Consider the following 11,626-nt stretch of genomic DNA (forward strand, 5'->3'; position numbering starts at 1 on the left):
GAAACTTCGCACCGGTCACAAAGAGCCGACCAAGCCGTTGGTGTTGCGGGGCTGAGCTGGGCCTGGTGGCGGACGTTGTGGGCGCCCCAGCGGGTGCGGAACTCGCCGCCGCACGGGCGTCCCGCACCCGGTGCTGGGCCGACGGACGTGCGCCTGCCCGTCGGCCCGGGCTCAGGGCAGCGGCGTGGCGTGGAGGCAGGTGTGCCGGCCTGGCCCCGACACCGCGTCCAGCGGCCGGGCCACGTCGTCCTGGATCTCCACCAGGAACACGCTGTCCGCGTCCGCGTAGACGGGGACGCCATCGGCGGTCGTCTCGCCGGTGGCGTGGACGACGACGACTTCCGGCGGCGCGTGCCCGCCGGGGGTGCCGGGCAAGGTGACCGCGTACCGCTGCGGAAGGCCCATGGTCGTCTCACTCGGCTGTCGGTGGCGGTGTGCATGGCGAGCCCAGATGCTGCTCCGGTGCTCTCGTTCCGGGACGGCTACCCAATGGCGCGCCGGGACCATGCCCCCAGACGGGCGGCCTGCGCGGCGGATGGTTCAGCAGGGCGTCCTCGGCGGTGGCGCAGACCACGAACAGGACCGCGGTCTCCGTGAGCTCCAGCACCCGCAGCGTCTGCTGCGAGGGGCCCACCAGCACCAGCGTGACGCCCTCCGCCATGGCGCGCCGCCGGGCGGTCAGGAGCAGGTTGAGGCCGGTGGAGGTGAACAGCTCCACACCGGCCAGGTCCACGGCGAGCAGGGCCGGGCGCTGGTCGAGGGCGGCGTTCAGGGCCCGGACGGCGACCGGTTCGCTGTCCAGGATCATGTCCCCGGCGAAGGAGCACACCAGCGCGTGCCCGACCCGGACGGTCTCCGAATTCAGGCAGGGCAACACGGTCCTCTCCTCAGACCACGGGATCGGCCTGCGTCGGCACCCGGACGACGTCGTCGACCGTGACGGCGGTGTCGTGTCCGGGCCACGCGGACGCGATCCGCCCCAGGCCCTGCCACAGGTCCAGAGCCTGCTCGCGCAGCCCCATGGTGGTGCGGCTGCCCGCCTCGACCGCGCTGAGATAGGCGTCTATGCCGGTGACCGCGTGGCGCACCTGCCGACGCAAAGGCTCCACCCGGCCCGCGTCCGCACCGTGCTCGCAGGGCGCGCCGATCCGCTCGGCCAGCATGGACCTGAGCTGCTCCAGTCCCTCCCTGCTCATTGGGTCCATGCGAACCACCTCCAGACGTACGTGGAGCCACCGCACGAATCCGCCGCGAACGCGATGCGGGAGCTGTTCCTCCACTGTTCGCCTGTTCGCCCGACATGTCAACCAATGCGCGAATTCGCTGTCGTGTTTCGGCAACCGTGAAACTTCGTCCTATCGTGGAGACTATGGACAACGGCACGACCACCGAGCGGCAGTGGACCTTCCTGACCAACCATGCCCGCGTCCTGGTCCAGATCGCCCGCGACCCCGGCATCCGCGTGCGCGACATCGCCACCTGCTGCCTGCTCACCGAACGCGCCGTCCAGCGCATCATCACCGACCTCGAACACGCCGGGTACCTCAGCCACGAACGCCGCGGCCGCACCAACCACTACAGCGTCATCGCCAGCAAACAGCTGCGCCATCCCGCCGACGCCGGCCCCACCGTCGCCGAACTCCTCGCCGCCCTCCTGCGCTGACACCCGCCGACGAACAGCGGGACCCGGCCTTGACCTCGAACGCGGGACACGAGCTACGCGGCTTCGGTCAGGGTGGTTGATGTTGCGTTGAGTGCCGTCTCGTGGGCGACAGGGCCGCGGTGGCCGTCGGCCGGGGCGGGCAGGGGGCCGGCGGATCGGTGCCGACGTGCTCAAGTCGCCCGGACGTACCGGGAGTTACCCGGAAATGAAGACTTGTCGGAGGGCTTCCCGTGCGGCTCCGGGGCTCGCACACTCATGGGCATGACCAGCACTCTACGCGCGTGGAAGATGACTGCCGCCTCCGCCGCCACCGTCGCCCTGATCGCCCTCGCCCCCGTCGCCGTCGCCACCGAGGCGAACGCCGCCGTGAGCGGCAACGTGTGCCTCTCCGCCCTGCCGCCCCAGGCCAGAACCACGCTCGACCTGATCGCGTCCAACGGGCCGTTCCCGTACCGGCAGGACGGGATCGTCTTCCAGAACAACGGCGGCGTGCTGCCGAGCCGGTCGTACGGCTACTACCACGAGTACACCGTGGTGACCCCGGGCGCCCCGACCCGCGGCGCCCGTCGGATCGTCACCGGCAAGCGGTACCACGAGGACTACTACACCAGTGACCACTACGCGACGTTCCGGCTGATCAACTTCGGCTGCTGACAGAGGAATCGGCTCACGGCCCCGGCGCGGCGACCCGTCCGCCGGGGCCGTTCGCGCGTGGGGACGGGCGGGGTGGTCTCGTAGGCGGTGCGCCGCCGTGGGGCTCAGGTGCGGGTGACGGTTGTGGCGAGGGCGGGCAGGCTGGTGTCGTCGGCCAGGAGGACGACCAGGGGGGTGGCCGCGGGCGGCCCGAGGCGGGCGATCTCGTAGGCGGTGACGCCGCTGCCGGTGGCGGCGACCAGGGTGACGGGTGCCCGCGACTTCAGCAGCGGGGTGAGCAGCGGGCGGTAGGCGGCGGGTGGCGGGTCGCCGAGCAGCGGGCGCAGCACCCCGAGGGCCTGCGGGCCGGGCCAGCCGCGGGCGGTGGCGGGGAAGCCGGTGTCCGGCGCGCCGGGCGGGGGCAGCAGGAGCACCCAGCCGGCGCCGGGGCGGGTGGCCCGGCGCAGGACGTCCAGGCGGACGGCGGGGTCGGCGTCCGGCGCGTTCGGCGGGCTCGCCGTGTCACCGCCGCCCGGGTGCGGGGCCGGGTGGCCGGCGAGGGTGGTGCGGAGGACCTCGGTGGTGCCGAGGCCGCTCGGCAGGTCGGGGAAGCTGCGCAGCAGGTGGGCGCTCTGGCTGAGGAGTTCGGTCGCGTCCCGGTCGGCGAGCAGCGCGCGGTCGTGGACGGTGGTGAGCACCAGCCCGCCCGTCGCGTCGTAGTGCGCGGTGAGCGTGATCGGGTACGAGGTGAAGGTGCCGGCGGGGGTCGGGGCCTCGACGTGGATGCCGTGGGCGGCCAGGTCGGTGTCCAGGCGCGGGTGGTGCGGCGTGAGCGGCAGGTGTTCGAGGACGACGAGGCTCTGCGGGCGCTTGCCGTGCGGTGTGCCGTTCCACCGGTGCGCCTGGCCGGCGGAGACCCACTCGTAGGCGGAGAGGTCGAGCACCCCGTCGCGCAGCGCCGCGAGGAGCTGGGGGACCGTCGTGCCCGGGTGCACCCGGACGGTGATCGGCAGCGGGTTGCGCAGGGCGCCGGGCAGCCGGTCGATGCCGTCCAGCGGGATCCCGCGGCCGGACACCGTGACGGCGAACCCGACCCGGACGGCCCGCGGCGCCAGGCGCGGGTCGGGGGCCTGCGCCGCCCGGTACAGCAGGAGGGCCCACGCCGCCTGGAGCGCGCTGCTCTCGCCGGCGCCCCACGCGGCGGCCCAGCCGCGCAGCCGCACGGCCTCGTACGGGGTGAGCCGGCGCCGGGCCCGCCCGCTGCCGTGGCCGTCCGCGGCGAGGCCGGCCGGGAGGACGGCGGTGGCGGCGGGGCGGGTGCCGGTGGCGGCGGGCCGGGTGGACCAGAACTGGCGGGCGGGGTCGGTGTCCTGGGCGCCGAGCCAGCGGGCGTGGTCGCGCAGGTCGGGGCGGCGCTCGCCGCCGGGGAGGGATCCGCCGGTGAGGTAGGCGCGGTAGAAGGACCGGAGGAGCAGGCGGACGCTCCAGCCGTCGAGCATGGCGTGGTGGTAGGTGAGCAGCACGCGGGTGACGGGGCCCTCGGCGGCGTCGGCCTCGGCGGGACGGCCGGCGGGCGGCCGGGTGTCGACGAGCGTCGCACGCAGCAGTGCGGGCCGGCGCAGGTCGAAGCCGCGCCGCCGGTCGGCTTCGAGGAGTTCGTCCCAGCCGGGTGCGCCCGCGCCGTCCGGGTGGCGGGTCACCTCGGGGACGGCGCGGTCGTGGAGGACGATCCACGGGTCGTCGTGCCCGTCCTCCGTCCAGTCGAAGGCGGCCCGCAGGACGAGCTCGTGGTCGAAGACGGACTGCCAGGCGGCGGTGAACCGTTCGGTGTCGAGCGGTCCGTGCCAGTTCCAGGACAGCTGCTCGACGTGCCGCCCGCCGTGGTCGGCGCGGCCGGTCACCTCGCGCAGCAGCTCGCGCTGGAGGGCGCTGGTGGGGACGGTGACCGGCGCCGGCGGGTGGGAGAGCGCGGAGCGCAGCTCCTCCAGGACGCCGAGGGTGCGCGCGAGCGGCCCGGCGGCGATCCCGACGAAGAGCCGGCGCGCCGCGCCGGGCCGGCCGACCGCGACGGCGCGCACGCGCGGGCCGTACGCGAGGCTGCGGCCGAGCTCGGCGAGGACGCCGTCGAGCCCGTCCGGGCCTTGGGTCTCGCGTTCCCACAGGACGTCCGGCCCCGCGCCGGGTTCGACCGCGCGCAGGGCCGTGCGCAGCACGGTGCTGTCGTAGGCCTGGTAGAGCTCGACGAGAAGGAACTCGGCCGCCCTTCGCGGCGGTTGCCGCTCCTCGGCGGTCGGCGGGCACCACTGGCGGGTGGCGGTGCGTGCCAGCGCGGCGCTGACGGACCCGGCGTCGAGGCGCCGCGGCGGGCGCCGGGCGGGCAGGCAGGGGGACGGCGCCGGGGCGTCGGCGACGAGCAAGGTGACGGGCGCGCTGGAGAACTGACGGATCGTCATCGCTGATCAGCGGGCACCGGGCCCGGGTTCCTTTCCGTCGGTGGCCGTGCTGGGCGGCGGCCGTCCAGGGCGGTGGCCGTGCTGGGGGCCGGGAGAGGGAGGGGAGGCCTGGTGGCCTCACTGGGTGGCGAGGCCGCCGCAGACGTTGAGGGCCTGGGCCGTGATGCTCGCGGCCGTGGCGGTGGTGAGGTACCCGGCCAGGGCGGCGACCTCCTCGGGGGTGGTGTAGCGGCCGAGTGGGATCTGGGTCTGGAAGTGCTGGTGGATCGTCTCGGGCGTGGTGTTGTAGGCGGTGGCGTACTCGTGGTGGATGCGCGTGGTGTTCGGGGTGTGCACGTAGCCGGGGCAGATCGCGTTGACGGTGGTGCCGGTGGGGGCGAGCTCCTTGGCGAGGGCCTTGGTGAAGCCGATGACGGCGTGCTTGCTCGCGGTGTAGGGCGCGCCGAGGGTGACGGGCTGCTTCCCGGCGGTGGAGGCGATGTTGATGATGCGCGGGTGGGCCGTGCCGGTGATGTGCCCGTGTCTGAGGGTCTCGCGGGTGACGAGGAAGACGGCGTTCAGATTGGTGTCGATGACGTCGTACCAGAGGTCGTCGGTGGTCGTCGCGGTGGGACCGCCGCCGGTGCGGCCCGCGTTGTTGACGAGGACGGTGATGGGCCCGTGGCGGCTGACGGCGTCCTGGACGAGTCTGGTGACCTGGGCCGGGTCGCGGACGTCGCAGGGGGCGCCGTCGGCCTGGATGCCCTCCTCGCGGAGCGTGTCGAGGGTGTCGGTGATGTCCTGGGCCGTGCGGGCGCAGATGAAGACGCGGTGACCGCGGTTGCCCAGCTCGCGGGCGATGGCGAGACCGATTCCGCGCGTCCCGCCGGTGATGAGGGCGAGGGGTGTGTCGGATGTGGGCGTCATGGCGGGTCCTGGGTGGGGTGAGGGCGATTCCGTCAGGGCTTGGGTGCTCAGGCCGGATACAGGTTGTAGGTGGTCGGGTGGAGGCTGGTGGCGGGCGTGTTGAGGGTGGGGTCGAGGGTGAGGATCGCGTGGTGCAGGTGCTGGAGGTGGGGCGAGGGCTGGATGCCCAGCTCGGCCGTGAGGCGGTGCCGCAGGTGGTGGTACGTGGTGAGGGCGGTGGTCTGCCGCCCGGCTCGGTAGAGCGCCACCATCGCCTGGGCGTGCAGGCCTTCGTGGTGCGGGTGCTGGTGGGTGAGGTGGGTGAGTTCGGGGATCAGCTCGTTGTGCCGGCCGAGGCGCAGGTCGGTGTCGATGCGGCGTTCGAGGGTGACCAGGCGGCTCTCCTCCAGCCGGATGATCTCGGTGCTGAGGATCGGGCCGGGGCTGATGTCGACGAGCGCGGGGCCGTTCCACAGGGCGAGCGCGTGGTGGAAGTGGGCGCTGGCGTCGAGGTCGTGGCCGCGGTTGAAGGCCTCCTGGCCGCGCGTGGTGAGGTCGTTGTACGCCTGGAGGTCGAGGGCGGGGCGGTCGAGGCCGACGGGCGGGACGGTGAGCTGGTAGCCGCAGTGTCTGGTGGTGAGGACGTCCTTGGCGGTGGTGTCCGGGCCGGCCGGTGACGCCCCGGCGAGGGCGTGGGTGATGCGGCGGCGCAGCTGGAGGATGTAGGTCTGAAGGGTGGTCAGGGCCCGCCGCGGTGGGTGGTCGCCCCATATCTCGTGGATGAGCGTGCTGGTGGGGAGGATCCGGTTCGGGTAGAGCGCGAGCAGGGCGAGGATCTGCCGTTGCTTGGCGGCGGTGGGGACGATCGAGATGCCGTTGAGGTCGGCGGTGAGTGGGCCGAGGACCTTGATGCGCATGGCGGTTCTCCCCCTGGTGGCGATGGCGTCCGGTCGGTGGTGGCGCCGGCGGTGACGACGGTGTCGGTGTCGGTGTCGAAGGCGTGTGCGGATTCGTCCGCACCCTAAGCCCGCGCCGCCGGGACGGCGGGTTTTCTCTAGTCCGCGTCGAGCCTGTTTCCGGGCCCGCTGTGGGGCGTGCCGGGCGGCCGGTTTCTAGGGGTTCTCCCAGGGTGCGCGGTAGTTCGATCCGGGAATGAATTGGATCAGGAGTTCGACCCGGCGGCGCCCGGGCGCCGCCGGGCGGTTCGAACGGGCCGTCGCGCCCTTGGAACACTGGTACTCGGGGTTCCCGAGGGTGCTGTCCCCGGTGCTCAACCTGGTCGTCGAGGGCGTCGGCGGGATCACGGAGGCGGAGCTGCGCCGGGCAGTCGCAGCAGCCTCCGGGGCCTGCCCGGGCGCCCGGCTGACCCGCCGCGGCACGCGCTGGGTGGACGGCCGCCAGGCGCCGCCCGTCCGTGTCGTGCCCGGCCACGACGCCCCCGACGGATCGGCCGAGCTGCGCCGTCCGCTCCCGGTGCGCGGCGCCCACTGCGAGGCGGTGCTGTTCGACGGCCCGCGCCCGGCCGTGGCCTTCCGCGCCTCGCACGCGGTGATGGACGCGCGCGGGCTGCGCCGCTGGGCCGCCGACGTCTTCCGGGCGCTGCGCGGCGAGGAGCCGCTCGGCGCCCGGTCCACGACCGCCGTCACGGAGCTGGACGAACCGCTGCTGCGCCAAGGCGGCGCGGTGGACGGTGAGTTCGCGCTGCGCCCGGTGCTGGACGTGCCGAGCGGCGCCGGCCGGCACGGGCAGCGCTGGTGGCGCCGGACGGTGGACGGCACCTACCCGGCCGTCGCGGCCCGGCTGGCCACCGAACTGGCCCGCCGCTCCGGCGAGCCCGTGGCGACCGTCGGGATCCCCGTCGACCTGCGGCAGTTCCACCCCGGCGTGGAGTCGACGGGCAACCTGGCGCTGACCGTCAGCCTCGACATCCCCGCCGGGCAGGAGTGGCAGGAGACCCAGCGGCAGCTGCTGGGCGTCCTGGCGGAGCGCCGGGGCGTGGTCCGCACCCCCGGCCCCGAGATCCTGCGGGCGCCGCTCGGGCTGCTGCGGATGATCGTCCGCAGGCTCGACCACGGGACGCGCCGCACCGGCCGGTTCGCCTCGGTCGGGTCGGTGACCAGTCTGGGCCGCGTCGACCCCGGGGAGTTCGCCACCCCCGGCCACCGGCCGACGGCGGTGTACCTGCTGTGCCCGAGGGAACCCGCGAGCCCGCCCGGCCTCAGCGTGGTCGAGTACGACGGACGCACCGAACTGACCCTCGCCTGGTGGTCCGACCCGGCGTGCGCGGCCCAGGCCGAGGACCTGCTCGACGGGCTGTGCGAGGCGCTCTCCCCGGCCGAGGCCCGTAGATGCGCGACACTGCTGCCCGCGGCGCCGGACAGACCCTCGGACGCCCGGACGGTCGTGGAGCGCTTCCGCGCCCAGGTGGCAGCCCGGCCCGCCGCCGTGGCGATCAGCGGCCCGGACGGCGACGTGACCTACGCCGAACTCGACCGCAGGGCACGAGTGGTGGCAGCCCGGCTCCGTGAGCGCGGCGTCGGCCGCGACACCGTCGTCGGCCTGCTCGCCGACCGCTCGGCCGCCGCCGCGGCCGGCGCGTGGGGCGCCCTGCTGGCCGGCGCGGCCTACCTGCCGATGGGCCCGAAGCACCCGGACACCCGAATCCGCGAACTGCTCGCCGACGCCGGAGCGCCGCTCTGCCTGACCCACCGGCCGTACGCGGAACGGGACTTCCTGCCCCCGGGCTGCGCGCGGCTGCGGCTGGACGAACCACTGGACGAACTGCCGGGCCGGCCCGCCCCGGAGCTGCCCCCGGGCGGGCCCGACCCGGCCGACCTCGCGTACGTCGTCTACACCTCGGGCTCGACCGGCAAGCCCAAGGGCGTGGAGATCGAGCACGGAGCCCTCGCCGGCTACGCGTCCTGGGCGGTCCGCGAGCACGGCATCGGCCACGAGACCCGGATCCCGCTGCTGTGCTCGCTCTCCTTCGACGTCGCGGAGATCTCGCTCATCCTGCCCTTCCTCGCCGGCGGCACCCTGCTGGTGATGGGCGAGGAGCTCACCCACGTGTCGCTGCGCGAGGTGCTGGCCGCCGGCGCCACGACGCTCGCGCTCACCCCGACCCACCTCGACCTGATCACTCGGCTGGACCTCGGCCCGGGGGACGTCCGCACCCTGCTCGTGATCGGGGAGCAGTTCACGCGCGCGCTCGCGCTGCGCGCCCGGGAGCGCTTCGGCCCGGACTGCCGGATCGTCAACCTGTACGGGCCCGCGGAGGCCACCGTCGGTGTCAGCCACCACGTCTTCGACGAGACGCGCGACGACGGCGCGAGCGTTCCGGTCGGGCTGCCGGGCGACGGCGTCGCGATGTACCTGCTGGACGCCGAGCGGCGCTTCGTCGCCCCCGGCGCGACCGGCGAGCTGTACCTCGGCGGACGCCAGCTCGCCCGCGGCTACCGCGGCCGTCCGGACCTCACCCGGGAGCGCTTCGTCCACCTCGCCGACGGCACCCGGATCTACCGCACCGGCGACCTCGCCCGCCGACTGCCCTCCGGGGAACTGGAGTTGCTCGGCCGGATCGACGACCAGGTCAAGGTGAACGGGCATCGGATCGAGCCCGCCGAGATCGCCCGGACACTGGAGGAGCACCCGGACGTGGCGGCGGCCGTGGTCGTGGCCAGGAGCCGGCCCGGGCGCCCCGGCAAGGCGTTGTGCGGCTACGTGCTGCCCCGCTCCGGCGCCCGCCCGCCGGACGCCGCCGACCTGGCGCGCCACCTGCTCGCGCGCGTGCCCGCCTACCTCGTGCCCGCCGCGCTCACGCTCGTCGACCGGATCCCGCGCACCGTCAACGGCAAGGTCGCCGTGGACGCGCTGCCCGACCCGTTCGGCGGGCCGGGGGCGGACGCCCCGCCGGAGGCCGTCGCGCTGGGCCCGGCGGAGCGGGAGGTCGCGCGGATCTGGGCGCGGGTGCTCGGCGTCGACGCCGGGGAGCTGGGCCCGGACAGCGACTTCCACGACCTCGGCGGCGACTCCCCGGCCATGATCGCCATGCTGGCCGACGTGGCCCGCGAGGTCGCCGGACCGGACGGCGAGGCACGCCTGGCCGCCCGGCTGCGGGAGGTCGTCACCCGGCCGACGCTGGCCCGGGTCGCGGCGCTCGCCGAAGCCGCGCGGCGCGCGGAAGCCGGGCCGGAGCGCGGCGGGCCCGGGCACATCGGGCCGGAAGTCTCGCAAATTCCTTAGCGGTGCCTCTGGTTCGCTGGCTGTGCCGAGAACGGCCCGCGAGCAGTGGCTGAAGGGGAACGGATGTCCAAGCGTGCACTGATCACCGGGGTGACCGGCCAGGACGGGTCGTACCTGGCCGAACACCTCATCTCCCTCGGGTACGAGGTCTGGGGCCTCACCCGGGGACAGGCGAATCCGCGGAAGGACCGGGTCAGCAGGCTGATCCCGGACCTGCGGTTCGTCGACGGCGACCTGATGGACCAGGGCAGCCTGGTCTCCGCCGTCGACTCGATCCAGCCCGACGAGGTCTACAACCTCGGGGCGATCTCGTTCGTGCCGATGTCCTGGCGCCAGCCGGAACTCGTCACCGAGGTCAACGGCACCGGCGTACTGCGGGTGCTGGAGGCGATCCGGATGGTGAGCGGGATCAACAAGCCGGCCGGCGCCGCCGGCGGCCCCGGCCGGATCCGGTTCTACCAGGCCTCCAGCTCCGAGATGTTCGGCATGGTGGCGGAGACCCCGCAGAACGAGCGGACCACGTTCCACCCGCGCAGCCCGTACGGGGTGGTGAAGACGTACGGGCACTACATCACCCGCAACTACCGTGAGTCCTACGGGATGTACGGCGTCTCGGGGATCCTGTTCAACCACGAGTCGCCACGCCGCGGGGCCGAGTTCGTGACGCGGAAGATCTCCCTCGCGGTCGCGCAGATCAAGCTCGGCCTGCAGGACCGGCTGCTGCTCGGCAACCTCGACGCCGTCCGCGACTGGGGCTTCGCCGGGGACTACGTCCGGGCGATGCACCTGATGCTCCAGCAGGACGTGCCGGGCGACTACGTGATCGGCACCGGGCAGATGCACTCGGTGCGCGACGCGGCCCGGATCGCCTTCGAGTGCGTGGGGCTCAACTGGGAGGACCACGTCTCCGTCGACCCCGCGCTGGTTCGGCCGGCCGAGGTGGAGACGCTCTGCGCGGACGCGGACAACGCGCGCGGCAAGCTCGGCTGGGAGCCGAAGGTCGACTTCCCGGAGCTGATGCGGATGATGGTCGAGTCCGACCTGGAACAGGCGCGCCTCGCCCGCGACTACGGCGAGGTGCTGGCCGGCGCCCGCTGGTGACACCCGGGCCGGAAAGGGCGGTAGGGCGGTGGGGACGCGAAGTCCCCACCGCCCTACCGCCGTTCGGAGACGGGCCCGCTGGGCGGGCGGGAGAGTTCCAGGATCGCCAGCGCGATCCCGGCGCCCTGATCGCCGAGCCGGGCGGCGTAGCGGCGCAGCATCGCGTTCTCCTGGGCGAGGCTGGTGGTCGGCAATCCGGCGGCGCGGCGGCTGAGCTGGTGGCCGCGGGCCAGCCGGATCCGCTGGACCAGCTGGGCGATCAGCTGCTCGTCGAGCTCGCTGAGCTCGGCCGCCGCCGAGTCCGCGGCGCCCTCGGCGGGGGGCCGCGGCGGTCTCGGTGCGTCGCCGTGCGGGAAGGGGTCGGGCATGGCGGTGATCCTTCTCGACGTCAAGGGCCCGGGTGCCGAAAGGCCCGGTCGGGCCCAACCCAGGGCTCGCGCAACTGACGATCCAGCCGAACGGCCCGGCAATTCCCTAGAGTCCGGCGGCCGTTCGCCGAAGATCGACAGACCCTAGGGAAATTCGGCGCGGCCCCGATCGAGACTGGGCGCTGGAGTGCGGGAATGCGAGCGCCGCGCGTGCCGGGCACGCGGGCCGTCCACAGCGGATCCCTGCCGTTCGCCGGTCTTCCAGATGGGTTGCGTCGATG

The 11,626-nt window shown here is 74.2% G+C and carries 11 protein-coding genes; 4 read left to right on the forward strand and 7 right to left on the reverse strand.

Features of this window, described 5'->3' with window-relative positions:
• Positions 1 to 171 precede the first annotated feature (171 nt).
• The 3 genes from ACWCXH_RS08505 to ACWCXH_RS08515 are packed head-to-tail and all read right to left on the reverse strand — an operon-like array spanning position 172 to position 1,196.
• On the reverse strand, positions 172 to 405 hold the full coding sequence (locus ACWCXH_RS08505; protein WP_449800590.1) for a DUF6296 family protein: 234 nt from the start codon (positions 403 to 405) through the stop codon (positions 172 to 174).
• Positions 406 to 412: 7 nt separating this feature from the next.
• Complete coding sequence (locus ACWCXH_RS08510) at positions 413 to 877, reverse strand: STAS domain-containing protein (RefSeq protein WP_449800591.1); 465 nt, start codon at positions 875 to 877, stop codon at positions 413 to 415.
• A gap of 10 nt (positions 878 to 887) precedes the next feature.
• Positions 888 to 1,196, reverse strand: coding sequence for a hypothetical protein (locus tag ACWCXH_RS08515; protein WP_449800592.1), 309 nt, complete (start codon positions 1,194 to 1,196; stop codon positions 888 to 890).
• Positions 1,197 to 1,369: 173 nt separating this feature from the next.
• Between ACWCXH_RS08515 and ACWCXH_RS08520 the strand changes: the two genes are divergently transcribed.
• Positions 1,370 to 1,663 carry a helix-turn-helix transcriptional regulator gene (locus ACWCXH_RS08520; RefSeq protein WP_449800593.1) on the forward strand — a complete coding sequence of 98 codons (294 nt, stop codon included), beginning with the start codon at positions 1,370 to 1,372 and terminating at the stop codon, positions 1,661 to 1,663.
• A 261-nt stretch (positions 1,664 to 1,924) separates the two neighbouring features.
• Positions 1,925 to 2,317 (forward strand): ribonuclease domain-containing protein, encoded by a 393-nt coding sequence (locus ACWCXH_RS08525; protein WP_449800594.1) that lies wholly within the window; start codon positions 1,925 to 1,927, stop codon positions 2,315 to 2,317.
• 104 nt (positions 2,318 to 2,421) lie between these two features.
• On the opposite strand, the gene ACWCXH_RS08530 is transcribed toward ACWCXH_RS08525, so the two are convergent.
• From ACWCXH_RS08530 to ACWCXH_RS08540, 3 genes are all read right to left on the reverse strand, one after another.
• A complete protein-coding gene (locus ACWCXH_RS08530; RefSeq protein WP_449800595.1) occupies positions 2,422 to 4,749 on the reverse strand; it encodes a condensation domain-containing protein in 2,328 nt (775 codons plus the stop codon).
• Between the two features lie 117 nt (positions 4,750 to 4,866).
• Entirely contained in the window at positions 4,867 to 5,655 is a 789-nt protein-coding gene (locus ACWCXH_RS08535; protein WP_449800596.1) for an SDR family NAD(P)-dependent oxidoreductase, read from the reverse strand.
• 47 nt (positions 5,656 to 5,702) lie between these two features.
• Positions 5,703 to 6,551 carry an AfsR/SARP family transcriptional regulator gene (locus tag ACWCXH_RS08540; protein ID WP_449800597.1) on the reverse strand — a complete coding sequence of 283 codons (849 nt, stop codon included), beginning with the start codon at positions 6,549 to 6,551 and terminating at the stop codon, positions 5,703 to 5,705.
• A 235-nt stretch (positions 6,552 to 6,786) separates the two neighbouring features.
• Here ACWCXH_RS08540 and ACWCXH_RS08545 point away from each other — a divergent pair, with 235 nt between their 5' ends.
• Both ACWCXH_RS08545 and ACWCXH_RS08550 read left to right on the forward strand, forming a co-directional pair.
• Positions 6,787 to 9,876 (forward strand): amino acid adenylation domain-containing protein, encoded by a 3,090-nt coding sequence (locus ACWCXH_RS08545; protein WP_449800598.1) that lies wholly within the window; start codon positions 6,787 to 6,789, stop codon positions 9,874 to 9,876.
• 63 nt (positions 9,877 to 9,939) lie between these two features.
• Positions 9,940 to 10,977: a GDP-mannose 4,6-dehydratase gene (locus ACWCXH_RS08550; RefSeq protein WP_449800599.1), complete on the forward strand. Its 1,038-nt coding sequence runs from the start codon at positions 9,940 to 9,942 to the stop codon at positions 10,975 to 10,977.
• A gap of 53 nt (positions 10,978 to 11,030) precedes the next feature.
• On the opposite strand, the gene ACWCXH_RS08555 is transcribed toward ACWCXH_RS08550, so the two are convergent.
• Positions 11,031 to 11,345, reverse strand: a complete 315-nt coding sequence (locus ACWCXH_RS08555; protein ID WP_449800600.1) for a hypothetical protein — start codon at positions 11,343 to 11,345, stop codon at positions 11,031 to 11,033.
• Positions 11,346 to 11,626: the final 281 nt, after the last annotated feature.

It is taken from the genome of Kitasatospora sp. NPDC001660 (genome assembly GCF_053596725.1).

What these genes read in the sequence shown, in the direction of transcription:
- ACWCXH_RS08555 (WP_449800600.1), bottom strand. Translation starts at nt 11,345, where the DNA reads ATGCCCGACCCCTTCCCGCACGGCGACGCACCGAGACCGCCGCGGCCC.
- ACWCXH_RS08535 (WP_449800596.1), bottom strand. Translation starts at nt 5,655, where the DNA reads ATGACGCCCACATCCGACACACCCCTCGCCCTCATCACCGGCGGGACG.
- ACWCXH_RS08505 (WP_449800590.1), bottom strand. Translation starts at nt 405, where the DNA reads ATGGGCCTTCCGCAGCGGTACGCGGTCACCTTGCCCGGCACCCCCGGC.
- ACWCXH_RS08530 (WP_449800595.1), bottom strand. Translation starts at nt 4,749, where the DNA reads ATGACGATCCGTCAGTTCTCCAGCGCGCCCGTCACCTTGCTCGTCGCC.
- ACWCXH_RS08545 (WP_449800598.1), top strand. Translation starts at nt 6,787, where the DNA reads ATGAATTGGATCAGGAGTTCGACCCGGCGGCGCCCGGGCGCCGCCGGG.
- ACWCXH_RS08550 (WP_449800599.1), top strand. Translation starts at nt 9,940, where the DNA reads ATGTCCAAGCGTGCACTGATCACCGGGGTGACCGGCCAGGACGGGTCG.
- ACWCXH_RS08540 (WP_449800597.1), bottom strand. Translation starts at nt 6,551, where the DNA reads ATGCGCATCAAGGTCCTCGGCCCACTCACCGCCGACCTCAACGGCATC.
- ACWCXH_RS08515 (WP_449800592.1), bottom strand. Translation starts at nt 1,196, where the DNA reads ATGAGCAGGGAGGGACTGGAGCAGCTCAGGTCCATGCTGGCCGAGCGG.
- ACWCXH_RS08525 (WP_449800594.1), top strand. Translation starts at nt 1,925, where the DNA reads ATGACCAGCACTCTACGCGCGTGGAAGATGACTGCCGCCTCCGCCGCC.
- ACWCXH_RS08520 (WP_449800593.1), top strand. Translation starts at nt 1,370, where the DNA reads ATGGACAACGGCACGACCACCGAGCGGCAGTGGACCTTCCTGACCAAC.